We start from the raw sequence: 24,636 nt of genomic DNA on the forward strand, positions 1-24,636 counted from the left end.
GCGGGCTGGGCACGGGCGTCGGACCTGGCCTCGCCCGACGGTCATCCGTCGGCCCGGGCGCCAAGTCTCCTGCTCATCCACCGGGGTACCAGCCGAGGACATCGAGCGCGACGTTCACCGAGGATCCGCTGCTCTCCAGGTTGATCGTGCCGGTCGAGCTGAGCCGAACGATGACGAAGTTCGCGATCGCGGACGGACCCGCGTAGTTCAGCGTCGATGCGTTCGGCGCCGAGGCGTCACCTGGATACACCCGCAGGTTTCCCACCCCGGTGGACGGTCCGATCGCGGTCACCGATAGCAGCACGGCCGAGGCGTTCGACGGCACATTGCCGGTCCCGGCGATCTTCACCGCGTACCCGGTGCCGGCAGCCAGTGGCCCGTTCAGCGTGCCGACATGATCCGTGCCGGGCCGGGTGTCGAGAACCCGCACCGGGGTTTGCGTTGCCAGCGTCGCGGTGGAGTCCAGGTAACCGACGACGTCGATTGCCAAGTTCACGGGCGAGCCCGCGGAGACGACGTCGATCTTGCCGTCGGCCGGCAGCTGCACCACATCGAACACGGCGTGCGTCTGCCCCGCCACGTAGTTGATCGACGACGCGTTCGGCACGGCGGCCCCGTCCGGGAACACCCGCAGGTTGCCCCCGCTGCTCGGCCCGATCGCGGTGACGTTGACCAGCACCGCAGCGGCGCCGATCGGCACCCCGTCCGCGCCGGTCACCGTGAACCCGTAGGTCTTGCCCGCGGCCAAGGTGCCGGCCGTGGTGCCGGTGCCGTAGCGGGTGTCGATGGCCCGCACCGGGGCTTGCGGGTGCAATCCGGATGCCGAGGTGTAGAAGCCCACCACGTCGATGACCACGTTGCTCGCCGATCCGGCGGAGTACACATCGATCTTCCCGTCGGCAGGAAGCTGGACGACCGCGAAGTTCGCGGTCCCTTGCCCGGGCACATAGTTGACCGTCGACGCGTTCGGCAGCGAGGCACCGTCCGGGTAGACCCGCAGGTTCCCGGCCCCCGCCGGATTCACCGCGGTCACGTTGAGGGCAACCGCGACCGCGTCGCTCGGCACCCCGTCCATCCCGGCAACGGTGATCGCGGCGTCGTGACCTGCCGCCAGCGGTCCGGCGATCGAACCGATCCGGCTGGTGGGCCGGGTGTCCAACAGCCGCTGCGGGGTCTCCGGCACATAGCCGGCTATACCAACCGCGAAAACGGTCCCCGTCAGACTCGCGAGCGTCGGGGTCGACGTCCCAGAAGCCGTCCAGTTCAGACACGGTGACGCACCGCCGCTTCCCGGCACGTACACCGCGGGCGGGCTCACCGACGCGTACTGGCCGGTGGCCGAGTCGTAGTAGTCCAGGACGCTGCCATCCGTACCAGGTGGGCAGAGCGAGATCGCCAGATTCTGGCTACCCGAGCTGACCTTGACGTCGAAGTACACGCCACTCGAGGTAAAGCTAGGCGAAGCCGTCTGCGGATTGCCCGAGTAGAACCCGGTAGTGATCGCGTCCCCGCTGCCGGCGCCAGTCAAGGTTTGGCCCCCGTAACTGCTCGTCGAGGATCCGTTGCCCGAAATCTGGTCGATCTCGGTGACATAAGTGAACTCCGCCGCTGGCACCGCCGCAGACGACCCACCCGGCGTCGTTACGGTGACATACACCGGACCGGCTCCGCCGATAGCTGGGGACACCGCATCGATCTCACTGTCGGACACCACGGCGAACGACTTGGCAGGTGTGTCGGCCAACACCACCGAAGTGGCCCCCGTGAACCCGCTCCCGGTGATCTTCACAGGCGTACCACCAGTGATCGGCCCGCTGGTTGGGCTTAGCCCGGTGACGCTCGGCGTCGGACCGGTGAACGGAGGGGCGAGCGTGGTCGCGCTGGACGAGGCGCTGGGACCCGTGAAGTCGTCGTTGCTTGCAGAGACCGCAATCGGGTACTTGGTCGAGTAGAGAAGCCCAGTCCAGGTAACGGTGTACTTCTGGCCCGAAGGCGAGGCGGTGGCAGAGGTCTGTGTCGCAGTCGACGAGGTGCCGGTGGTCGGGTTGGTGCAGCTGAAGCTCTGCGACGCCGTCGGGCTGGTCGGGATCACCGTACAGGTCACGGTGTTTGTTCCCTCGGTCAAGGCGACCGTGTACTGGGTAATGGCCGAACCGCCATTGTCGGTAGGTTGGCTGAAGCCAATGGTCACCGAGCCGCTGCCTCCGCTGGCGATGAGCCCAGTGGGCGCGGTCGGCTTCGTCACCGCGACCAGATGCGCCCCGCTGGAATCGTAAACGACGTCGTAGTCCTCGGACGGGGACAAGACCCGGCCGTCGACGGTGGCGAAGCTGGTGCTTCCTGGGTTGCCCGCCACCACCGGGAAGGTCGCGCCCTCGGCCGGCAGATAACCGGCCGCGTTGAAGATCTGCGAGTTGCCACCCAACGAACTCGACGCGGCGGAGAGCTGGTCGTTACTCCCGGCCCCGGCGATATTGACGTCGAGCGTGCCACCCGAGCCCTGGCTGTAGGCGCCGCTCACCGTGAAGGTGCCGATCTGGTGCGGTGTGCCGCTGCCCGGCTCCACGGTTCCGCCGCTGTTGTCAACCGTGCCCGAGACTTGCCCGTCACCGGACAGGACGCCGCCACCGAGGCTGAAAGTTCCCGAGCCAAGGTTGAGCGTCGAGGTGGTCGTCCCTGACGGCTGGTTGATGTCCGTGACCGCCCCGCTGCCCGACTGCGAATAACTGGGGGCGGTCAGCGTCCCTCCGTCGAGTAGGGAGACATTTCCGGTGTTGGTCAAGCCGCCCGACAGCACTAGCGTGGCGTGGTTGAGCGAGAGGGTTCCACCGTTGGTCGCCAAGGTGAGCAGCTGCGCGCCCGAAGCGTCGAGAAGATTGCCGCCGTTGACCAATTCGACCGTGGCCTCGTTGTCGGTCACCGGAGACGACGCCGGCAGGGTGAGCGTGCCGTTATTCGCCTCGAAGGTTCCCCCGGTCAATGCACCTGCGGTCGTATCCAGGTTCTGCAGGTCGCCGGAGACGGTCGTGGCAACTCCGAGGCTGTCGATCAGACCGTGGTTGACGAACGTCCCGCTCATCGTCCGCCCGGCGCTAGCCCATGAGGAGGTGTCCTGCGAGGTGATCGTCCCGCCGGCCGCGTTCGTGAACGTCGCCCCCGAACCAACCGACACCACCACCGCGTCGTTGAAGTACGTCTGGTCCAACACCAGGGTGCCGTCGTTGCTGAGCGAGTTCGGCACCGACAACGTCGTCGTCCCGGTGCTCCCGACCCCCAGGGCGTCCACCGTGACCCCGGCCGGGATGTTCCCGTTTAGCGTGGGGCTCACCTCCACATCGACCTGCCCACACCCGGTCGTGCAACCCGCGAACGACCCCGGGAAGTTCAGCGTGCCCGAAGCCACCGTGATCGGGCTGCCAGTCACCTGGCCACCGTTCCAGTCCAACGTCGCGGTCCCAACCGAGATCCCGCCGCTGTTCGTCACACTCCCCGGATTGGACAGCGTCAGCGTGTCCGCGGCCTTGGTCGACGACAGCGTGGCACCCGAGCCGGTGGTCAACGTGCCGTCGCTGGCCAGCGAACCGGACCAGGACGTGTTCACGTCCACATTCAGCGAGCCGTCGTTGACGAACGTCCCGCTCAACGTCCGCCCGGCACTGCCATATGAGGCGGTGTCCTGCGAGGTGATCGTCCCGCCGGCCGCGTTCGTTAACTTCGCCCCCGAACCAACCAACACCACCACCGCGTCGTTGTAGTACGACTGGTCCAACAGCAGCGTGCCGTGGTTGCTGAGCGAGTTCGGCACCGACAACGACGTCGTCCCGGTGTTACCGATCCCCAGGGCATCCACAACCTGACCCGCCGGGATGCCCCCGGTCAGCGTCGAGCCTCCCTCCAGGTAGAAGGGAATACTCGCGGCGGTATGGCTTGCGAGGTCCAGCGTGCCGTTTAGGATCGTGAATCCGGACGCTGCATTCGCACCGGAGATCGTCCCACCTTGATAATCGAAGGTGGCGGCTTGAAGACTGAGCGTCCCGTCGACGACCAGACCGCCGCCGGCAGCCTGGGTAAATATCTGACCCGCCGCGAGGGTTAAGGACACTCCAGATTCGACGTCGAGTGAACCCCTGTTGATGAAGGACGTGCCCGTCGGCACGATCGAACTGGCGGTCGCAAAGTTGACTGCGCCCTGGTTGACGAAGGTACCGATCAGCGTCCGCCCCGCGCTAGCCCATGAGGAGGTATCCTGCGAGGTGATCGTCCCGCCGGCCGCGTTCGTGAACGTCGCCCCCGAACCAACCGACACCACCACCGCGTCATTGTTGTACCCCTGGTCCAACAGCAGCGTGCCGTAGTTCGTGAGCGAGTTAGGCACCGACAACGTCGTCGTCCCGGTGTTGGCGTTGTCCTTAGTCTCCACCGTGACCCCGGCCGGAATGTTCCCGGCTAATGTCGAGGTCCCATCCCCCACGTTCACCTGCCCACACCCGGTCGAGCAGCCCGCGAACGACACCGGGAAGTTCAGCGTGCCGGAAGCCATCGTGATCGGACTACCAGACACCGTGCCACCGTTCCAGTCCAGCGTCCCGGTTCCGACCGAGATCCCGCCGCTGTTCGTCACACTCCCCGGAGCCGACAGCGTCAGCGTGTCCGAGCCGGCCGTTGCCGACAGTGCACCCCCACCGGTGGTCAACGTGCCGTCGCTGGCCAGCGAACCGGACCAGGACGTGTTCACGTCCACATTCAGCGAGCCGTCGTTGACGAACGTCCCGCTCAACGTCCGCCCGGCGCTGCCATATGAGGTGGTGTCCTGCGAGGTGATCGTCCCGCCGGCCGCGTTCGTGAACGTCGCCCCCGTACCAACCGAAACGGTCACCGCGTCGTTGTTGTACCCCTGGTCCAACAGCAGCGTGCCGTAGTTCGTGAGCGAGTTCGGCACCGAAAACGTCGTCGTCCCGGTGTTGGCGTTGTCCTTAGTCTCCACCGTGACCCCGGCGGGGATGTTACCGACGAGCTTTGACGTCCCATCCCCCACGTTCACCTGCCCACACCCGGTCGAGCAGCCCGCGAAGGACCCCGGAAAGTTAATCGTGCCGGAAGTCAACGTGATCGGACTACCGGTCACCGTTCCGCCGTTCCAGTCCAGGGTCGTGCCGACCGTGGCCGTGCTGCCGACAGAGATCCCGCCGCTGTTCGTCACACTCCCCGGATTGGACAGCGTCAGCGTGTCCGTGGCGTTGGTCGACGACAGGGTCGCACCCGAGCCGGTGGTCAACGTGCCGTCGCTGGCCAGCGAACCGGACCAGGACGTGTTCACGTCCACATTCAGCGTGCCGTCGTTGACGAACGTCCCGCTCAACGTCCGCCCGGCACTGCCATATGAGGCGGTGTCCTGCGAGGTGATCGTCCCGCCGGCCGCGTTCGTTAACGTCGCCCCCGAACCAACCGACACCACCACCGCGTCGTTGAAGAACGACTGGTCCAACAGCAGCGTGCCATCGTTGCTGAGCGAGTTCGGCACCGACAACGTCGTCGTCCCGGTGTTCCCGACCCCCAGGGCGTCCACGGTGACCCCGGCCGGGATGTTCCCGTTCAGCGTGGGGCTCACCTCCACATCGACCTGCCCACACCCGGTCGTGCAACCCGCGAACGACCCCGGGAAGTTCAGCGTGCCCGAAGCCACCGCGATCGGGCTGCCGGTCACCTGGCCACCGTTCCAGTCCAACGTCGCGGTCCCAACCGAGATCCCACCGCTGTTCGTCACACTCCCCGGATTGGACAGCGTCAGCGTGTCCGAGCTGGCCGTCGACGACAGGGTCGCACCCGAGCCGGTGGTCAACGTGCCGTCGCTGGACAGCGCACCGGACCAGGACGTGTTCACGTCCACATTCAGCGAGCCGTCGTTGACGAACGTCCCGCTCAACGTCCGCCCTGCGCTAGCCCATGAGGAGGTGTCCTGCGAGGTGATCGTCCCGCCGGTCGCGTTCGTGAACGTCGCCCCGGTAGCAACCGACACCGTCACCGCGCCGCTGACATACGACTGGTCCAACAGCAGCGTGCCGCCGGCTGCCACCGTAGACCCGGTCAGGCTGGTGTTTCCGGTAAGGCTCAGGGTCAACTGACCGGTATTGTTTGGCTCGACCAGGTCAAGCGTCTGGCTTCCGGTGCCGCTGCCGGCCCCGACAACTAACGCAAGTACCGACGTGCTGGCGTTGAGTGTGACCTTGTACGTACCGGCCGTAGTTATGCAGACCACGTCCGTGGGCCCCGGCACCATTGTGGTGCTCCAGTCTGAGGCGGTGGACCAGGATCCCCCAGAGGTATTCGTCCAGGTGTCCGTGCAGACGGGAGGAAGAAGAACGGCAGCGGCGTGCCCGGGTCGGAGGAACCAGCCGGCGACCAGCGCGGCGGCTAGGCAGAGCAGCACGACCCAGGCGCGGCGAACATGACGGAACTGACGGATCGCGATAGCTGCCACCGCTGGGCCCCCGCACCTGTGATTCCACCGGAAGCGAAGCCCGCTTCCGAGTGCAGCGCCGACTATCACAGGGCTTGCCGCATTTCGGCGCTCGTACAGGAAACAATGAGCCGAACGTTTGCTCAAGCAGCCTGTTCTGACCACGCACGCCTGGTTACGAGTGACCAGGTGGCGAACACCCGAACGCCGGCCGACTCCCGATCAGCTGCCAGGCGTCGGGGCGGGCACCGGGCAGCACTCGTGCTGTACCGGACCGTAGGCGGTGCGCCGGACGATCTCGTGCGGCTTCACCCACCGGAAACAGGCGGGGCAGACGCTGTCCGCATCCACCCGGAACGCGTGGTCCTCGACTCCCCCGACCGGGTCGACCACAGGGGACAGCGGGAGGAGGGACACCGACGACCACGCATCCGGTCGCTCCATCTCGCCTCCCGGTGGGTCGCCGAACCGAGTCTCCCCCGGAATCAGACCCGGGCGGGTCACGACCGGATCACATTTGCGACCCGCCTCGTTTGCCGCCGGGCCGCTCGGGGATCATGACCCGGTGCCCCCCACGAGACGGCCGGGCGCCGCCGGCCTGTTCCTCGCGGTGGCGCTGTTCTGGGGGTCGGTCACCCTGGTGGTCGCGGTCGTCGTCGTGCTCGACGCGTTCTTCCTCTGGCCGCAGTCGCACGGGGTGGGCAAGGTCCTCGACGGACTCCTGATGCTCGCCGCCGTCGCCCTGCTCGGCTTCCTCGTCCGGACCAGCCTGCGGAGGGCTCGGCCGACCGACACGGGCTCGCGCTGAACCGCCGGCTACTTCCACCGGGAGCCGGACTGGGGCAGGCTGGACGGATGGAGCCCACGGAGACCGCCGCCCCCCTTGGCGCCGAGATCGGGGTGATGCTGCCACCGGCGGATACCGGCAGCGCGCCCTCGTCGCCGCTGCAGGTGCCGCCGCTGCTCCGGGACGCCGCCGGCTGGGTGTGGCGGCTGCTGGTCCTGGCGGTCGGCGCCTACGCGCTCGTCCAGCTCTTCGACAAGCTGTACCTGCTCGTCCTGCCGATCCTCGGCGCCATCTTCATCGCGGCGCTGCTCCGGCCGATCGTGCAGACCTTCCGCAATCGCGGCTTCCCGCGCGCGGTAGCGACCTGGACCACGCTGCTGCTCGGGTTCGCGGCGATGGGCAGCGCCGTGTTCTTCGTCTCCTACCGGATCTCCTCCGAGTCCGCCATCCTGCGGACCTCGGCCACCCGGCTGGTGAACAACCTCCGCAACGTCGCGGTGCGCGACCTGCACGTCGCGCCCGCCTCGGTGGACAACCTGCAGACCCGGCTCGTGCACTACATCAACACCCACCACAGCACGGTCGTGCACGGCGTCGTGTCCACCACGCTGGTCGTGGCCGAGGCACTGACCGGCGCCATCCTCGGCTTCTTCATCTGCTTCTTCCTGCTCTACGACGGCGATCGGATCTGGGATTGGCTGGTCGGGCTGTTCCCGCGCCCGCACCGGAGCCGGATCCACGAGGCAGGTGAGGAAGCCTGGGGCCGGATCTCGGGTTGGGTCCGTGGCACCTTCCTGATCGCGCTGTTCCACTCCACCGTCGTAGCCATCACCCTGACCGCACTCGGCGCTCCCCTGGTCGCACCGCTGGCGCTGATCGTGTTCCTCGGCAGCTTCATCCCGATCATCGGGTCGATCATCTTCGGCGGCCTCGCCGCGTTGGTCACCCTGGTCGACGCGGGCGTCGGATCGGCGCTCATCCTGGTCGGCGTGTTGGTCCTCGACAGCCAGGTGGAGGCCCACCTCCTCCAACCTTTCCTGGTCGGCCGCTACGTGCGGCTGCACCCGCTGGCCGTCGTCATCGTCATCGCCGGCGGCGGTTTCCTGGAGGGCGTGCCAGGGGCGATCATCGCGTTGCCGCTGACCTCGGCCATGTTCGCCGCCGCCGTGTCATTGCGGGACACCGCGGCGCGCAGCCGGCTGGAGGTCCCGGACACGTCGTGAACCGGGCCGGGCGGCTCAGTTCCCGTTGACCGTCGCGAGCGTGCCGAACGGGGTGACCGCGAGGTCGCCGCGACATGCCTGAACCCGCTTGCCGGAGCCGTCCGCCGCCGTCGCCGACACCCGGACCTGTCCCGGCTCGCCGGGCAGGCTCACGCCGAGCCACGCCGGCTGCTCGATCTGGTCCTGTGCGCAAAGCCCGGTGGAGCTCCGGAACGTGTTGAAGACGACCGTCGCGTAGCCGTGCGCCGGGTTCGGTTGCCCGGCGGCGATCGGGGCGCTGCCGGCTGGCAGGAGCACCTCGCGGTCCGGGTAGGACGGCCTGCGAACCACCTGCCCCCCGAGCGGACGTCCGGCGCTGTCCAACGCCACCACCCCCGGATACCCGATCAGGGTGCACGGCCCGGGCCCGGTGTTGCGGAACTCGAGGAACGCGGCCTGGTCCCCGCCCGTGCCGGCGGTGATCGCCGGCAACGCGACCTGGAGCCGAGACAGGGCGCACGCCGGCACCAGCACCGCCGTGGCACGCAGGCTCGGCGTCAGCCGAAGCGACGGCGTCTCCCGGACCGACGGCAACCCGGTGGCCAGGACGACCGGTGCCGGTGACCGGGTGGGAGTCACGGCAGGGACCGGGTGGCTGTGGGCACACCCGGCCCCAACGAGTACCACCGCCGCTCCCCCGGCCAGTCCGGCGAACCGCCTCACTGGTCGTGCATGATGTCCGTCGAGTACGGCAGCGCGGCGATCCGGGTCTGCGGTTGACCGGTGATGTCGTTCCATAGTTCCCACCAGCCCTGGGCCGGGGTGTTCCCGGTGTCCGCGCAGCCACCCTCCTGCTGGCAGGACTCCCACTGGGTCATCTCGCCGGCGAACGGCACCGCGGGATGCCCCTGCTGGGTCCCCCATAGCGAGATGTGCGCCCACTGGCTGCCCTGGGTGAGCTGGTCCTGCGCGGAGGTGTAGATCTCCGGCAGCGCCCGGGCGGTCGCCACCCCGTCGGACACCGACCAAAGCTGGCCGATCGTCCAGCCGTCGCCGCACACCGTGCTGGGGTCCCCGATCCCCGGGCAGCCGTCGGCGGATCCGTAGTCGTAGGACGGGAAACCGGTCGCGCTGTCGTAGCCCTGCGTCCAGGCCAGGGCGGCGGAGGGGACGCCGAAACCGGGCTCGATGTCGTTGGCCCCACCCACGCTGATCCCGGTTCCACCGTTCGACGCCGCGTAGCGCGCGACCGCGTTGACCACGTTGGTCGCCCAGTCGACACCGGCGGGACCGCCCGTCGTGCTCGCCGGTCCGCTGTTGTTCGTGCCGAGGGCGAGGATGAGACCGGGCTGCGCGCCGTTCGAGCACGCGACGTAACCGCGAAGGTAGCCGTCGGCGTGCGCCACGATGTCCGCGTCGGACAGGAAGACGCCGTAGGCGAGCACCTTCCAGGTGCCGTTCACGCCCTGCTGGATCGTCTGCGTTCCGTAGTCGAGCACGACGAGGCCGGACCCGCCGCTCTGCGCCCGGGCGCAGCCGTGGTCGTACCCGAGCCCGGCATCCGTTCCGGGATCTCCGGTCATGTCGTTCGTATAGTGGCTGGAGGTCCACGCCGGCGGGGATGTGCCGGGAAGGGCGATGAGCCGCCAGGCCCCCCATGATCCGGCGGTCGAGGTGCGCTGCCACAGGCCGGCCTGCGGGCCGAGCACGAACACGTCGATCCGCGAGCTCGTGGCGCCCCCCGCCGCGCCCGACTGCGGCGTGCCGGCCCCGGACGCCGCCCCGGCGCCGCCGCCGAGATTGCCCTGCACCGAAACCCACGGGCCGAAGCCGCCGGCGGGCCGGCCGGTTGCCTGCTGGAGGGTCCGGTTGCCTGCCTCGGTGAACACGACCGGCTCGCCCCCGGAGCTGACCGCGGTCGGATCGTTGATCGCGTAGCCGCCGATCGAACGCCAGCTTCCGAGCGCACCGTCGACCGTGACGGTCTCGGTGTACACCACGTGCGTGGTATGTACGCCGGCGAGCAGCAGCAGGCCCGTCCCGGCCCTGGTGATCGCCGGTCCGGTGCCGGCGAGCAACGACCCACCGGCCGCGATCCATCTCGACCAGACCCCGCCGGCGTGGATCTTGAGATAGACCGCGCCGCCCCCGCCGGCGACCGCGACCGCGACCGTGCTGGTGGCCGGGTCGGCGACCGCAGCCGGCCGCCCGGTCAGCCATCCGCCGAGGTTCTGCCAACCCGACCAGGTGCCGTTGCTGCGGACCTTCTCGAACAGCAGGTGGTCGGGACCCTGCACGAAGACGTCGACCGCGCCGGTCACCGGGTCGACTGCGACGGCCGGGCCGCCGGCGAGCTGCCCACCGAGGTCGGAAACACCGGCCCAGCCGCCGGACGCGGTCCAGTGCGCCGCCTCGAGATAGCCGGCGGTGTTCCGGTCGAGCACGTCGAGGGACCCACCCGGCTCCACCACCGCCGCCGGTGCGGTACCGGCCGTCACCGCCATGATCAGGTTGGGGTTGGCGGACGCCGGGACGGGCAGGGCCAGCGAGCTGCAGGCGACGGCGCTGCACACGGCGACGCCCAGGGCCAGCCGGGGCCGACGCCCGGGCACCGGACGGTCCATGGGTGGCATCGCGAATTCCCTCGGCAGGTGGCTGCGGAGAACCTTAGCCGGACCGAGGGGCAAATCCCGGAAAGCGGGACAAATCCCGCGTCCAGGTGGGGGTCAGCGCTGGGCGGGGATCGGCAGCGAGCCGTCCGGCAGGCCGGCAGCGCGGCTGCATGCCGGGCAGCGCTCGAACGGGTGCAGCCGGGTCCAGTCGGCGTCGAAGATCGCCACAAGGTCGCCCACCTGCTGCCCGCACAGGGTGTCCCCCTGCGCGGTGACGGCATGGGTGGCGCCCTGCCATACGGGGTCCGCACCCGCGGCCCGGGACCAGCGACCGCTCTCGCCGACGTGGATCGCCGCGCGGGGGCAGATCCGAACCGCACCGACGCTGAGCACCATGACGACCACTCCTCCGGCTGCTGTCGACTCAATGATCGGCCGTGACGCGGCCGCGGCACATGGCCCGTTGTGACCATTCCGCGCAAATGGGGCATCCCGCCCTGGGCTCAGGGCTTCCCGGCCAACTCGGGGACGAGAAGCGCCGCGTCGACCGTGCCCAGGCCGGTCGCCAGGTTGTAGCCCGGACCGGCCTGGAAGCCGGTGACGGTGACCATCCGGCCGCCGGCCCCGACGAAGGACACGGTGTTGTCGCCACGGGTCACCGGGACGAGGCCGGGCGCGTGCTCGGCGCCGAGCCGGTAGAGCGCCGGATTGAGCAACCCGAGGTCGTGCCCGGCCAGCTGGTCGGCGATGGCCACGATGCCGGCGAGCAGCGGGCAGGACTCGCTGGTCCCGTTGATGGCGACGAAGCCGGGCGCCGCCGGCGCCGCCCCGGGGGCGCCCGGCACCGGGTAGCCGAGGTACACGAGGACGCTGCCCCGCCCCGCCGCGGACAGCGAGATGTCCGGGATCCCGCGGTGCGTGCCGACGATTGCGGCGACCCCGTTCTGGTAAGCGGGCCGGGAGAACACCTTCGACAGACCGCCGCTGCTCGCCGCTGGTCCGCTCCTCGGGCTGGTGTCGTTCCACACGCTGTCCGGCGCGAGCCGGCGGCCCCGGGCGTCCAACTGCAGGTAGGTGCCGCCGACCGCGGTGACCAGCGGGTCGGTCGCCGGCCAGCCGGTCGCCCGGTAGGGGTAGTAGTGGACCGCGTCGTACTCGAGCCCGGCGGCGCCGGAGTCCCCGCTCGACGCCAGCACGCTGACCCCGTGCGCCGCGGCGTTGACAAAGGCACTGCGGAAGCTCAGCAGCGACGCCGGGCTCGGGAAGGTGTCTTCGGTGGCGTCGAAGCTCTGGCTGATCACGTCACCGAGCCGGTGGTCGACGACGTAGTTCTCGGCCGCCACGATCTGCGGGAATCCGGAGGTCCCCTCGATCTCGGCGACCGGCGTCTCGACGAGCAGCAGGTTGGCTCCCGGAGCCATCGCGTGCGCCCATTGCACATCCAGCGACGTTTCGGCCGCCGACCCGAGCACCTCCGAACCCTTGGGGTCGAACTTGGGGATCGGGCCGGCCGGCGCGATGATCCGGAACGAAGGCGGGTCCGGCAGGTGGAACGCGAGGTCGAAGACCTTGAGGTCGGCCGCCACGGTCGGCGACCCGAACGGGTCGACGATGACGATCGTGCGCCCCGCCCCGGTCAGCCCCCGGGCGAGCAGCGGGCCCAGGTCGTAGGCCGCCTGAAGCTGCTGGGGGTCGTAGCAGTCCACTCCGAACCAGCGTTCGCACTGCGCGGCGGTCGGGGGCACCGGGACCGGGCCGGTGGGGGCCGGTAGCGGGCTGGCGCTCGGGGGGACCGACGGCGGCGCCGGCCGGGGCGCTGCAACCGGTGAGCTCGAGCAGCCGACGACCGCGGCGAGCAGGCCCACCGCGAGGAGTCTCGGCCGGCTGATCACGCCAGGTACCGTAGCGGTAGGTTATTGCGAGTAGGTGGCAATTACACACGACAGGCTTTAGGGGCTGGAGGGTAGATGGCGACGCTCGACACACTGGAGACTTCCGCGGCCCCCGGACCCCCGGCGCGGCTGCGGGATCGACTGTCCGGGCCGGAGTGGCGAAACCTCGGCGCGATGTTCGGCGTCATCATCGTCCTGCACGTGCTGGGGTTCACCCTGCTCTTCGCGGCGGCAACCGGTCGCTACCACCTGGACGCGAAGACGACGTTCGGGATCGGCACCGGCATCCTCGCGTACACCCTCGGCCTGCGGCACGCCTTCGACGCCGACCACATCTCGGCGATCGACAACACCACGCGCAAGCTGATGGCCGAGGGGAAGCGACCGCTCGGGGTCGGCTTCTTCTTCTCGCTCGGGCATTCGAGCGTCGTGTTCGCGCTGGCCGTACTGCTCAACTTCGGCATCAAGGCGCTGAACTCGCAGGTGAAGAACAACACCTCGGGGCTGCACCACTACACCGGGCTGATCGGCACCACGGTGTCCGGCTCGTTCCTGATGCTGCTCGCGATCCTGAACATCGTCGTCCTGGTCTCGATCGTCAAGGTCTTCCTCGAGCTGCGCCGCGGCCGCTACGACGACGAGGAGCTGGAGCGGCAGCTGAACAGCCGCGGCCTGATGAACCGGTTCTTCGGCCCGCTGGCCCGATCGGTCGACACCAGCTGGAAGATGTACCCGATCGGGGTCCTGTTCGGGCTCGGTTTCGACACCGCGACCGAGGTCGCCCTGCTCGTGCTCGCCGGCTCGGCGGTGGCCGGCGGCCTCCCGTTCTGGGCGATCCTCTCCCTGCCGATCCTGTTCGCCGCCGGGATGAGCCTGCTCGACACGATCGACGGGTCGTTCATGAACTTCGCCTACGGGTGGGCGTTCTCCAGGCCGGTCCGCAAGGTGTACTACAACATCACGATCACCGGTCTCTCGGTCGCGGTGGCGCTGTTCATCGGCGGCCTCGAAGTGGCGCAGGTGCTCTCCCAGCAGCTCAACCTGACCGGCGGATTCTGGAACTACGCGCAGGGCTTCAACATCAACCACGCCGGCTTCGTCATCGTCGGCATGTTCATCGCGGTCTGGGTGATCGCCCTCGCGGTCTGGCGGTACGGCAAGGTCGAGGCGCGCTGGGAGACCGCCGCGACCCGGGCCCGGGAATCCGGCTCTAGCCGGGCCTGACCGCCGGTCGCCGGGCCGGTTTGCGCCGGGACAGACCCGAGGAGAGGTCGCCGCGGAGCAGCCGCCCCACCCCGAGGTGGGTCGCCAGCGTCGTCTCGTCGAGGTCGGCCACGCCGCCGCGGTAGACGATCCGGCCGCGCTGCAACAGGCAGGCGGTGTCCGCCAGGCGCAGCCCGAACCGGATGTTCTGCTCGACGAGCAGCATCGTGACGCCGGTTTCCTGCACCAGCAGCAGCGCCTCGAGCAACTCCTCGACGATCGCCGGCGCGAGACCCGCGGAGGGTTCGTCGATCAGCACGAGCTGCGGGTTCGCCACCAGAGCCCGGGCGACGGCGAGCGACGCCTGCTGCCCGCCGGAGAGGGTCCCGGCAGCCGCGTCGCGCTTCGCGGCGAGCAGCGGGAACGTCTCGTAGGCGGCGGCGACCCGGCCGGCGAGCTCCGCCTTGCGGCCACGCATCGGATAGCCGCCGATACGCAGGTTCTGCTCGACGGTCAGGGAGCCGAACACCTGCCGACCCTGCGGGACGTGCCCCATGCCGAGCGCCACCCGCTGCTCCGGGCCGGACCGGGTGATGTCGTGACCGGCGAAGACGATCTGGCCGGCCCAGGCCGGGACGAGGCCGGCGACGACCTTGAGCAGGACGCTCTTGCCGGCGCCGTTGAGGCCGAACAGGCCGGTGACCGAGCCGCGGGGCACGGCCAGGTCCACGCCGTGGATGACGGTCTGGGCGTTGAATCCGGCACGGATGCCGGTCAGCTCGAGGAGCGGTTCGCTCATGCCGGCACCGCCGCCGCCCCGAAGTAGGCCGCGATGACCCCCGGGTCGGCGGTCACCTCGTCGGGAGCCCCCTCGGCGATCAGCCGGCCGGCGTCGAGCACGTAGACGTGGTCGCACGTGTCGAGGACCAGGGGGATGTTGTGCTCGATCAGCAGGACCGTCCGGTCGAGGACGTCGCGCAGGTCGCGGAGCCGCTCGGCCAGGCTCTCCGCCGCGGCCGGCGCCATCCCGGCCGAGGGCTCGTCGAGCAGGACGAGATCGGGGGCGGTAAGGAGCAGCGCACCGATCTCGACCAGCCGCTGCTGCCCGCCGGACAGGTTGCGCATCGGGATGCGGGCGTGGCTGGTCAGGCCGAGCGCCTCGATCGCCTGGTCCGCCCGGGCCGCGAGCTCCCGTTCGCGCCGGGCCGCCCGGGGCAGCAGGAACAAGGCCTCGAGGTCGCCGTATCCGGCCAGCGGATGCTGGGCGAGCAGGAAGTTCTCCCGGACCGAGAGCTCCTTGGCCAGGCCGATCTGCTGGAAGCTGCGGGCGATCCCGCGCCGGGCCCGCTGATCGCAGCGCAACTGCTGGATCGGCCGGCCCTGGAAGTTGATCACCCCGCTCTGGGTGCGCACCAGGCCGGAAACGGCGTTGAACAGGGTGGACTTGCCGGCCCCGTTGGGCCCGATCAGCCCGGTGATCCGGCCGCGCGCGACGGTGAGGCTAACTTGATCGACGGCCACGAGCCCACCGAAGCGCACGGTGAGGTTCTCGACGGCCAGGACGGTCTCGCCGGCAAGGACGGTCTCGCCGGCCAGCCCGCCGCCGCTGCGGACGCCGGGCGGCAGCGAGAGCCGGGGCAGCTCGGGCAGCGCCAGGTCCGCCTCGTCGTCGTCGGCGCGGTCGCGGCGGCGGGGGCCATGGGGCACGAACAGGTCCGCGATGCCGTCCGGGTGCAGGGCGAGGGTGAGCATGAGGAGCAAGGAGCCGATGACCGGGGCCCAGTCCGCCGACAGGTGCAGCACGGGGGGCAGGATGAAGAAGGAGAAGCCCGCGACCGCGACGGCCACCCGGCGGCCCTGGCCACCGACGACGACGGCCGCGACGAGCACCAGCGACTCCTTGAACTGGAAGGTCTCGCCGTTCACGAACAGGAACGTGTGGCAGTACAGCGCGCCGGCGAGGCCGGCCATCCCGCCGGAGGTGGCGAAGGCGAACAGCTTGTAGCGGACGACGCTCACACCGAGCGACTGGGCAACCGACTCGTTCTCCTTGATCGCCCGGAAGGCGCGGCCGAGCCGGGTGCGGACGACGTTGCCGTCCACCGCCCACACCAACAGGAACCCGACCAGGCAGACGGCGAGGTAAACGCCGTTGCTGACGATGTAGTGGCTGCCCCACAGGCGGCGCGGCAGCGCCACGCCGGCGGACCCGCGGGAGAGCAGCTCGCTGTCGAACACGCCGTACTGCATGGCGGTGGCGAAGGCGAGGGTGACGACCGCGAGGTACATGCCACTGAGGCGGAGCGCGACGATGCCGAGGATCGCCGCGACCAGGCTGGCGACGACGATGGACAGCGCGAGTCCGACGAACATCGGGAGGTCGGCCCGGGAGGTGATGAACCCGCTGGTGAACGCGCCGACCCCGAGCAGGGCACCGTGCCCGAGCGAGAGCTGCCCGGTGTAGCCGAGCAGCAGGTTGAGGCTGAGCGCCCCGATCGCGAAGGCGGTGGCCAAGCAGAGGGTCTGGTACTGGCGACCGGTGAGCAGGTTCGGCATCGCCGCCTGGGTAAGGATCGGCAGGGCGATCAGCAGGGCGGCCGCGATCGCCAGGTTCGCCCGGCGCCCCCAGGCCCCGCTCATCCGGAGGTCCGCAGGCCGACGGCGATCCGGGGCCACAGCTGCCGGGCCAGCAGGACGAGCAGGATGATCACCAGCATCGCGATCGACTGCACGCCGGCCAGCTTCGTGGTCAGCGGGTGGGCGGTGAAGAAGGCCTGCGCGATCCCCACGATGAGACCGCCGGCCACGGCCCCGGGGAGGCTGGACAGGCCGCCGATGACGGCGGCGGTCAGCCCGAACAGCAGCAGGCTGCCGAAGACGCCGGGAGCGATCTCCCCGATCGACGGCTCGATCAGCAGGGCGGCCAGCCCGGCGAGCAGGCCGGCGGTGGCCCAGGTGAAGCGGCTCACCCGGGCCTGCGAGATGCCCATCAGCCGGGCCGCCACCGGATCGTCGGCGAAGGCGCGGACCGCGAGCCCGAAGCTCGTGTAGCGGAAGAAGAGGGTCAGCACGACGGTGACGACCAGCACGACGATCAGGGACAGCCAGTAGCTCGGCAGGATGACGACGCCGGCCAGCGAGAAGCTCCCGGTGGTCAGCGGCGGGGCCAGCTGCCGCGGCGACGGTCCGAACCACAGCGCCTCCAGACCGACCAGTCCGGAGAGCAGTCCCACCGTGGCCACCGCCACGGCCACCCGGGGCGCGGAGATCATCCGGCGGATGACGACCTCCTCGAACGCCAGCGAGATGGCCACCGAGACGACCAGTGCGGTCAGCGCTCCGAGCACCCACGGCAGGTGGTGCTCGGTGACCACGAAGGTCGCCGGGTAGAGCGCGAACGTGCCGATCTCGGCCTGCGCGAAGTTGATCGCCGACGAGGTCTTGTAGACCAGCGTGATCCCGAGCGCGTACAGGGCGTAGATCGCGCCACTGACGACCCCGAAGATCAGGATTTCGGCCATCGTCAGCTGACCGACGACACGCAGCGGTCGATCGGGATCCACGCCGCGTTGCCCTGCGGGTCGCGCACCACCATGTCGGCGTCGGTGAGGTAGCCGCCGTGGTGGTGGTCGCCCTGGCTGAAGTCGACGTCGCAGTTCGGCGGCACGGTCCGGTGGTAACCGGCGAGCAGGATGCCGGCCATCCGGTTGCGCGTGCAGTTCGGCCCGCACTCGAGGAACAGGTCGCGGATCCCGCGTTGCGCCTCCCAGTTGAGAAACAGCAGGTCACCGCCGTCCCCGCCCAGGTTCGCTCCCGGGTCGTAGGCCTTGTACTCCCGGTTGAACTCGAGGATGTCGCTCGTGTAGGACGAGTACGGGCCGCCCGACCAGGTGCTGTCGTAGGGGTCCCAGGCGGCGATCCCGTAGAGCGGCTGCTGGAGCGCGGCCGCGCCGAGCGTCTTGATCGTGAGGTTGAACGGGAAGACCAGCCACGAGGGGTAGTACTTCTGCCCCTCGGCCTGCTGGATCATCTCGGTCGCGGCGAGCGCGTTCTCCAGGGCGAAGACGGCGGTCACCCCGGCGGTCTTGAGCTGGAACAGATCCTGGGTGTAGTTGCCCTGGTTGATCTGGACCGGGTAGTCGAAGACCTGCACCCCGGCGGCGCGCAGCATCTGCTCGAAGATGTCCCGCGCCGGCTGCCAGTTCGGGCTGTCCCGCCAGATCACACCCACCTTCTGGCCGCGGAACTTCGCCAGCGCGAGCTGTCCGAACCAGGTGCCCATCTGCTCGAGCGTGGGCAGGGCGGTGAAGCTGTAGTGCAGTCCGGCCGACCCCTCCACGGTGGCGATGTGGTGCAGGTAGAGCTCGTGGTTCTGCTCGGCCCAGACCCGCACGGCCGGGATCTGGTCGAATCCGATCCCGCCGAGCAGCATGAACGTGCCGGCGTCCTTGCAGGCCTGTGCCGCCTGCACGGCGGTCCCCGGGTCGTAGTTGTCGTTCTGGTAGCTGGCGTTCACCGTGCGCCCGTACACGCCGCCGTGGGCGTGGATGTAGTCCCAGTACACGTTCAGGTCGCTCGCCTTGATGTCGAACGCCTGACCGTAGGTGAGGGCGGCGTGCGCGCACAGGGTGATCTGCTTCGCGGTGATGCCGATCGTGTCGTCGGCGCCGGAGTACATCTGGGCCACCGGCGGGCCGCCGTTGGACGGGAAGAAGACCCGGACGCCGTCGATGGTCTCGTAGTGCCCCGGCCCGGAGAACTCGCTGGCCTGGGCCGCCGTCGACGACGCGGTGGTCGGGGCACCGACCGACGAGGAGCCAGCCGCCCCGGTGACGGCCACTCCGGTGACGGCGCCGGTCGCGGTCCCGGACCGGGCGCCGGGCCCCGCGCTGGCACTCGCGGTGGGCCCGGGCGCGGGCCCGCCGTTCAGGGCGGTCGACGGCGACCCGGTCGCGGCGACGGTTCCGATCGTCGGCCTGCTCTGGTCGAGGGAGTACCCGGAGTACACGAGTCCCCAGACCACGGCGACCGACGCGACCGAATAGGCCCGCGGATGGGCCCGGAACGCGGCAACCGACGGCGGGCCGACCTTGGCCGCGAAGGCGGACAGCCTGGCCGGGACGAAGCGCAGCTGGTCGCGGTGCGCGGTCGCGATCGCGCCGGCCCCGACCAGGAGGCAGCCGAGCAGGACCCAGGGCCACCACACGGTGCCGCCGCCGCGCGAAGCCGGCGCAGCCGGGGCGGCGGCCGCCGGTGCCGGGGCGGGCGGGGCGAGGCTCGGCGCCGGGCTGGTGCCGGGCGGCGCCACCGCCGCCTGGCTGGTCGCAACGCTGGCCGGCGGCGGCGCGGGCACCGGCGCGGGTGCCCGGGTCACCGCAGATGCGCCCGGGACCGGTGCCAGGGTCGCGGGCGTCACCGGGGCGGCGGGCGCTGCCGGGGTCGCCGGGAACTCGTACTCGGCTACCGCGGTAGTCAGGCTGACGTAATACGCGACGGCCCAGGCGTCCGACGGGCCGGACGAGATCGGGATGAGGACGAGCCCGGTGTTGCCGTGCACCCGCCAGTACCCGACGAGCTCACGCAGGTCGAAGACCCAGGTGTCGTAGGCGGCGTTCGGCTTGCCGATCGCGGAGCCGTGCGCGCAGTCGTAGGCGGGGGCATTCGAGGCGGTCAGGCTCGCCGGGATCGGATGGACGAGGGCGCAGGCCTCCACGATCGCCGAGCTGGGATTGACGTTGTAGACCTGGTAGACGCTGGTGTTCGACGCGCCCGACTGATTGGTGAGGTGGAAGGTCGCAACGAGGTCGAGCGGGACCGCCCCGGCGGGCAGGTAGTCGAGCGCGAAGTGCACGTAGGAGCGGGCCAGTTCCTGGCCGGCGTTCACCGAGACGTGGATGGAGGAGGGGTCGCCGTTGTAGGGATCGACGGGAGAGTCGGTGACGTAAGACTGCCGGTCCGGCGGAATCGCGCTGGAGTCGGGTGCGGCGACCGCGGTGGTCGCGAGGCCGGAGAACAGTCCGACCGCGAGCAGTCCGCTCGCCAGGGTGCGCCTCTTCATCGGTGACCCCTTCCTGGACAGCCGTCCCCGAGCTGGTGAGAGAGGAAAAAGTCCACGCTGGCCTGGGTCACGTCCGGGCCCAACGGGTCGGTGTACGGGCCGTCCCCCGGCGAGTCGGGATAGGCGTGCTCCATCCCGTAGATGGCCCAGAGGTCGACCAGGTCGCAACCGCCGGCATCGGTGAAGTGGGAAACCGAGTACGGGTAGCTGCCCCGGAAGCCGATCGCCCCGCCCGGGCAGGTCCAGCTGTCGTTGTGGATGCAGAGGTCCCCGCTCCCCGGGGCCGGGGTCTGGCCGAACCCGTAGGTCGTGGTCGCCGCCGGGGTCCGCGGCACGGCCGGGCTCACCGGCGAACCGGTCTCGACCAGGCTGTCCACGCCGAGCCAGGACTGGACCAGGCCGGCGGCGAGCGGGAGCGGGTTGACCGTGTCGGCGCTGCCGTTCTCGACGAAGAGCGGGACCAGCCGGGCCCGCGGGCCCATCGCCTCGTACGCGAGCCGGCCGGTGGCGTCGGCGCAGGCGGCGTACGCGCAACCGGCGATCACCCCCGCGGCGGCGAAGACGTCCGGGTAGGCCGCGGCGAGGATCACCGACATGTCGGCGCCGGCCGAGATGCCCTCGACGTACACCCGGCGCGGATCCCCGTGCTCGGTGTCGACGACCCACTGGGCCAGCCCGGCGATCGTCGACGCCTCGCCGCTGCCGCGCACCTGGTCGGCCGGGAGGAACCAGTTCCAGCAGCCGATGCCGTTGCCGTCGGCGAGCGGCGCGGTGCTCGGCGCCGTCACGTTCTGCTGCGGGTAGACGACGACGAAGTCCCGCTGGTCGGCCAGCTCGTCGAGGCGGGTGGCCGCGGCCGCCTGGACCGCGGTCTGGTTGCAGCCGTGCAGGAACCCGACGACCGGCCGCGGTGCCGAGCGGTGCCCCGGCGGCACGTAAAGCCAGTACTGCCGGGCGCCCGGCGCGCCCTGCGCCGGGTAGTACCCGGAGGTGAAGGAGCCGGAACCGGCGGCACCGGCACCGGCGGCACCGGCGGGCAGCGCGGCGAGCGCCGTGCCGGCAAGGGCGATCCCGAGCAGCAGCCGGAGCGGACGGGTGCTCATTCGCCGAACCGGGCCCGCAGGGCCAGCTTGTCGAACTTGCCGACCGAGGTCCGCGGGACCTCGCCGATCAGCTCGACCCGGTCCGGTAGCTGCCAGCGGGCGAACCCGGCGCCGAGCAGATGCTCGTGCACCTCGGCGAGGGTGACGGTGGCGCCGGAGGTGGCCACGATGGCGGCGAGCGGGCGTTCCAGCCACTTGGGATCCGGGATGGCGACGACCGCGGCCTCGAGCACCCCCGGCATCGCCATCAGGGCGGCCTCCATGTCGACCGATGAGATCCACTCGCCACCGGACTTGATCAGGTCCTTGGTGCGGTCCGCGATCCGGAAGTAGCCGTTCGGCGACCCGACCGCGACGTCGCCGGTCGCGAACCACCCGGCCTCGAACTGCTCGGCGCCGGCGCCGTGCAGGTAGGAGTCGACGACCCACGGGCCACGGACGAACAGCCGGCCCATCGCCGCGCCGTCCCACGCCAGGTCCTCGCCCCGCTCGGAGCGGATCGCGAGGTCGATCGTCGGCAACGGCAGGCCGGCCTGGCAGGCCGCCTCGCTGACCATCTGCTCGGCGGGGTAATCGGCCATCCGGTGCTTCGGCCAGGCGACGCTGGCCAGCGGCGAGGTCTCGGTCATCCCCCAGGCCTGAAGGATCGGGATGCCGAACTCGCTGCGGTACCGCTCGATCAGCGCGCGCGGCGGTTGGGCGCCGCCGCAGACGATGTGGCGCAGGCGCGGCAGCCCGCCGCCCCGCCGGCGCAGCTCGTCGGCGGTTTCCAGCCAGATCGTGGGCACCCCGGCGGTCACGGTCACCTGCTCCTCGGCGAGCAGGTCGACGAGCAGCCGGGGCTCGAACGGGCCGGCGAGGAACACCTGTTTGGCGCCCATCATGGTGGCCGCGTGCGGCGCCCCCCACGCGTTGGCGTGGAACATCGGAACCACCGGCAGGACACAGTCGCTCGGACCGATCGCCAACCCGGCTCCGGAACTCACCCCGAGCGCGTGCAGCACCGAGGACCGGTGGGTGTAGACGACCCCCTTCGACCGTCCGGTGGTACCCGACGTGTAGCAGATCCCGAAGGGTGCGGACTCCTCGATGTCCGGCCGCGGGTAGGTGGCCGGCTGGGTGGCGAGGAGATCGTCGTAAGAGATCAGATGGGGTAGATCCGAATCGGGAACCTCGCCGAACACGACGATCTGCCGGACCCCGTCGAGGAACCCGGCACCGCGCGCCTTTTCCAGCAGCGGAACGAGATCCGCGTCGACCAGGATCACCTGGTCGCCCGCATCGTCGACGATGTAGCCGAGCTCGTCCGGCGACAGGCGCAGGTTCAACGTGTGCAGGACCCGACCGGCACAGGTCACCCCGAAGTAGGCCTCGAGATGGCGGTAGCTGTTCCAGGCCAGCGTGCCGACCGCCGCGCCGGGCGCCACGTCGAGCGCCTCGATCGCGTTCATCAGCCGGGTCGCCCGGACCGCGAAGTCGCCGTAGGTGTAGCGATGGCGCCGACCGTCCGCCCAACCGGTGACGATGTCGACGTCGCCGAAATGCCGCGCGGCGTGGTCGAACATGGTCCACGCGTTGAGCGGCATCTCCATCACCGGGTGCTCACCGGCCGCACGATTCCGCGAACTCGACTACGGCGTCCGCAACGACGGACGCGCCGGGATCGCCCAACGCGATCGTGTAGTGCGTGGTGCCCGGAACCACCCGATGCTCGAACGCGGAGACCAGACCGGCGCATTCGTCGACGACGTCGTCGGTCATCAGCGGCGGTTGCCCGGGCGCCATCCCCTCCGCGGCCCGCAGCAACAGGACCGGCACCGCCAACCCGGCGAGCCGCCGGCGCAGGACCGCGGTGTCCATCGCGTCCAGCGAGTCGGCGCGGACGGCCGCCGCGGAGGCCTTCGGCTGGAGCCGCGGCGCCTCCCCGCCGAGGTCGTAGCCGAGATAGGCCTCGACCCACGGCCCCCAGCGACCGCCGCGGAACGTCGGCAGCTCCCGCCAGAACTGGTAGTACTCCTCCAGGCTGCCGAACGTCTGGCTCAGGCGGCCGACCTGGGCGGAGAGCAGCGCCTCGAGCAGATCGTCGACGTCGATCCCCGGCGGCGGGTCGAGCGGCGGTCCGCCGTCGATCAGCACCAGGCCGGCGACGAGCTCCGGGAACTCGGCGGCGAGCGCGACCGCGACGTAGGCGCCCATCGAGTGCCCCACCAGGATGCTGCCGCCCAGGTCGAACGCGGTCATCGCGGCCGCGACGTCGCGGGCATGCTGGCGCATCCCGTACGGTCCGGCCGGCTTGTCGGCGTCGCCGCGCCCGCGCAGGTCCAGCGCCAGCAGGCCCCGGCGGCCGGCCAGCCGCTCGGCGATGCCGACGAAGTTCAGGTAGGACGCCGTTATGCCGTGGATGCCGACGATCGGCCGGCCCGAGCCGGGCCAGAAGCCGTAGCCGAGGCGGATGCCGTCGCCGCGCACCCGGCCGCGGGCCTCGGTCGCGATCCCCATCCCCACCCGCTCCCAACGAACGCCCGTTCGCCCCTTGCGAATTCGCGCCAGTCTGTGGTCCCCTGAGATGCGCGTCAAGGCAGGTTGGGGGCTCGATTCATAACGAGCGTTCGGAAGGATACCGTGTCGGACCAGACTCCCGCTCGCAGCGTGACCGTCCCGCTGACCCCGCCGCTCCCGCTACTCGACCGGGCGAACCGCAACACCGCGACCCCGACCCCGCAGGCCGCGTCGCTGCTGCCGCCCCGGGCCACCGCCGAAGGGACGCTGCGCCGGATCTATGAGACCGCGCTGCTCGAGTTCGGTCAGCGCGGCTTCCACGCCGTGTCGGTCCGCGACATCACCCGCCGGGTCGGCCTTCAGGCCAGCTCGCTGTACGCGCACGTGACGTCGAAGCAGCAGCTGCTCGCCGACCTGATCCGGATCGGCCACGAGGAGCACTACGACCGGCTGCGGCTGGCCCTGCTCGAGGTCGACAGCGACCCGCGGGAGCAGATCCAGGCGCTGACCCGTGCCCACGTCGGGCTGCACGTGACCTACCCGCTGCTCGCCCGGGTGTGCAACCGCGAGCTGGCCGCGCTGCCCGAGGACGGCCGGGCGGAGATCCTGAACATCCGGCTGGAATCCGAACGGCTGTTCGCCGACGTGGTCAATCGCGGGCAGCGGCTGGGGGTCTTCGCCCCGGTCGACCCGCTGCTCGCGGTCGCCGCGATCGGCGCCATGGGGATCCGGGTGGCCGAGTGGTGGGACCCGGAGCTCGGCCCCACCGCGGAAGAGGTCGCGGACACCTACGCAGGCTTCGCCACCCGTATGCTGACCTGAC

General features: G+C 70.4%; 17 protein-coding genes. 4 read left to right on the plus strand and 13 right to left on the minus strand.

Going from position 1 to position 24,636, the window contains the following annotated elements:
* Positions 1-73 precede the first annotated feature (73 nt).
* Together VNG13_03055 and VNG13_03060 are read right to left on the minus strand one after the other, a co-directional pair.
* Positions 74-6,478 (minus strand): hypothetical protein, encoded by a 6,405-nt coding sequence (locus VNG13_03055; protein ID HVA59500.1) that lies wholly within the window; start codon positions 6,476-6,478, stop codon positions 74-76.
* 201 nt (positions 6,479-6,679) lie between these two features.
* Positions 6,680-6,961, minus strand: a complete 282-nt coding sequence (locus VNG13_03060) for a hypothetical protein (protein ID HVA59501.1) — start codon at positions 6,959-6,961, stop codon at positions 6,680-6,682.
* 61 nt (positions 6,962-7,022) lie between these two features.
* On the opposite strand from VNG13_03060, the gene VNG13_03065 reads away from it, so the two are divergent.
* Positions 7,023-7,265: a hypothetical protein gene (locus tag VNG13_03065; GenBank protein ID HVA59502.1), complete on the plus strand. Its 243-nt coding sequence runs from the start codon at positions 7,023-7,025 to the stop codon at positions 7,263-7,265.
* A gap of 47 nt (positions 7,266-7,312) precedes the next feature.
* The gene (locus VNG13_03070) at positions 7,313-8,467 is read left to right on the plus strand and encodes an AI-2E family transporter (protein HVA59503.1); all 1,155 of its coding nucleotides are present in this window, start codon (positions 7,313-7,315) and stop codon (positions 8,465-8,467) included.
* 15 nt (positions 8,468-8,482) lie between these two features.
* On the opposite strand, the gene VNG13_03075 is transcribed toward VNG13_03070, so the two are convergent.
* From VNG13_03075 to VNG13_03090, 4 genes are all read right to left on the minus strand, one after another.
* Positions 8,483-9,085: a DUF4232 domain-containing protein gene (locus VNG13_03075; GenBank protein ID HVA59504.1), complete on the minus strand. Its 603-nt coding sequence runs from the start codon at positions 9,083-9,085 to the stop codon at positions 8,483-8,485.
* Positions 9,086-9,165: 80 nt separating this feature from the next.
* Entirely contained in the window at positions 9,166-11,058 is a 1,893-nt protein-coding gene (locus tag VNG13_03080) for a hypothetical protein (protein ID HVA59505.1), read from the minus strand.
* 114 nt (positions 11,059-11,172) lie between these two features.
* Positions 11,173-11,454: a hypothetical protein gene (locus VNG13_03085; GenBank protein HVA59506.1), complete on the minus strand. Its 282-nt coding sequence runs from the start codon at positions 11,452-11,454 to the stop codon at positions 11,173-11,175.
* Between the two features lie 107 nt (positions 11,455-11,561).
* Positions 11,562-12,950 (minus strand): S53 family peptidase, encoded by a 1,389-nt coding sequence (locus tag VNG13_03090; GenBank protein HVA59507.1) that lies wholly within the window; start codon positions 12,948-12,950, stop codon positions 11,562-11,564.
* Between the two features lie 75 nt (positions 12,951-13,025).
* Here VNG13_03090 and VNG13_03095 point away from each other — a divergent pair, with 75 nt between their 5' ends.
* The gene (locus VNG13_03095) at positions 13,026-14,174 is read left to right on the plus strand and encodes a HoxN/HupN/NixA family nickel/cobalt transporter (GenBank protein HVA59508.1); all 1,149 of its coding nucleotides are present in this window, start codon (positions 13,026-13,028) and stop codon (positions 14,172-14,174) included.
* Here VNG13_03095 and VNG13_03100 read toward each other — a convergent pair.
* From VNG13_03100 to VNG13_03130, 7 genes are read right to left on the minus strand one after another with little or no spacing between them, the layout of a single operon-like run.
* The gene (locus VNG13_03100) at positions 14,161-14,952 is read right to left on the minus strand and encodes an ABC transporter ATP-binding protein (GenBank protein ID HVA59509.1); all 792 of its coding nucleotides are present in this window, start codon (positions 14,950-14,952) and stop codon (positions 14,161-14,163) included. The genes VNG13_03095 and VNG13_03100 overlap by 14 nt on opposite strands.
* On the minus strand, positions 14,949-16,793 hold the full coding sequence (locus VNG13_03105) for a branched-chain amino acid ABC transporter ATP-binding protein/permease (GenBank protein ID HVA59510.1): 1,845 nt from the start codon (positions 16,791-16,793) through the stop codon (positions 14,949-14,951). The genes VNG13_03100 and VNG13_03105 overlap by 4 nt, the downstream gene beginning before the upstream one ends.
* Positions 16,790-17,716, minus strand: a complete 927-nt coding sequence (locus VNG13_03110; GenBank protein HVA59511.1) for a branched-chain amino acid ABC transporter permease — start codon at positions 17,714-17,716, stop codon at positions 16,790-16,792. Before VNG13_03110 ends, VNG13_03105 begins: the two co-directional genes overlap by 4 nt.
* Positions 17,677-20,211 carry an ABC transporter substrate-binding protein gene (locus VNG13_03115; GenBank protein HVA59512.1) on the minus strand — a complete coding sequence of 845 codons (2,535 nt, stop codon included), beginning with the start codon at positions 20,209-20,211 and terminating at the stop codon, positions 17,677-17,679. Before VNG13_03115 ends, VNG13_03110 begins: the two co-directional genes overlap by 40 nt.
* The gene (locus VNG13_03120; GenBank protein ID HVA59513.1) at positions 20,208-21,314 is read right to left on the minus strand and encodes a PHB depolymerase family esterase; all 1,107 of its coding nucleotides are present in this window, start codon (positions 21,312-21,314) and stop codon (positions 20,208-20,210) included. Before VNG13_03120 ends, VNG13_03115 begins: the two co-directional genes overlap by 4 nt.
* Positions 21,311-22,906: a long-chain-fatty-acid--CoA ligase gene (locus tag VNG13_03125; GenBank protein ID HVA59514.1), complete on the minus strand. Its 1,596-nt coding sequence runs from the start codon at positions 22,904-22,906 to the stop codon at positions 21,311-21,313. Before VNG13_03125 ends, VNG13_03120 begins: the two co-directional genes overlap by 4 nt.
* A gap of 10 nt (positions 22,907-22,916) precedes the next feature.
* Positions 22,917-23,813 carry an alpha/beta hydrolase gene (locus VNG13_03130; GenBank protein HVA59515.1) on the minus strand — a complete coding sequence of 299 codons (897 nt, stop codon included), beginning with the start codon at positions 23,811-23,813 and terminating at the stop codon, positions 22,917-22,919.
* A 150-nt stretch (positions 23,814-23,963) separates the two neighbouring features.
* Here VNG13_03130 and VNG13_03135 point away from each other — a divergent pair, with 150 nt between their 5' ends.
* Positions 23,964-24,635, plus strand: a complete 672-nt coding sequence (locus VNG13_03135; protein ID HVA59516.1) for a TetR/AcrR family transcriptional regulator — start codon at positions 23,964-23,966, stop codon at positions 24,633-24,635.
* Position 24,636 lies beyond the last annotated feature (1 nt).

It is taken from the genome of Mycobacteriales bacterium, from assembly GCA_035533475.1.
Lineage (GTDB): Bacteria > Actinomycetota > Actinomycetes > DATLTS01 > DATLTS01 > DATLTS01.

Bases quoted from the DNA above. Each gene is read 5' to 3' on its own strand.
- VNG13_03100 (HVA59509.1), bottom strand. From the start codon at position 14,952: ATGAGCGAACCGCTCCTCGAGCTGACCGGCATCCGTGCCGGATTCAAC.
- VNG13_03130 (HVA59515.1), bottom strand. From the start codon at position 23,813: ATGGGGATCGCGACCGAGGCCCGCGGCCGGGTGCGCGGCGACGGCATC.
- VNG13_03085 (HVA59506.1), bottom strand. From the start codon at position 11,454: ATGGTGCTCAGCGTCGGTGCGGTTCGGATCTGCCCCCGCGCGGCGATC.
- VNG13_03115 (HVA59512.1), bottom strand. From the start codon at position 20,211: ATGAAGAGGCGCACCCTGGCGAGCGGACTGCTCGCGGTCGGACTGTTC.
- VNG13_03070 (HVA59503.1), top strand. From the start codon at position 7,313: ATGGAGCCCACGGAGACCGCCGCCCCCCTTGGCGCCGAGATCGGGGTG.
- VNG13_03105 (HVA59510.1), bottom strand. From the start codon at position 16,793: ATGAGCGGGGCCTGGGGGCGCCGGGCGAACCTGGCGATCGCGGCCGCC.
- VNG13_03120 (HVA59513.1), bottom strand. From the start codon at position 21,314: ATGAGCACCCGTCCGCTCCGGCTGCTGCTCGGGATCGCCCTTGCCGGC.
- VNG13_03125 (HVA59514.1), bottom strand. From the start codon at position 22,906: ATGGAGATGCCGCTCAACGCGTGGACCATGTTCGACCACGCCGCGCGG.
- VNG13_03095 (HVA59508.1), top strand. From the start codon at position 13,026: ATGGCGACGCTCGACACACTGGAGACTTCCGCGGCCCCCGGACCCCCG.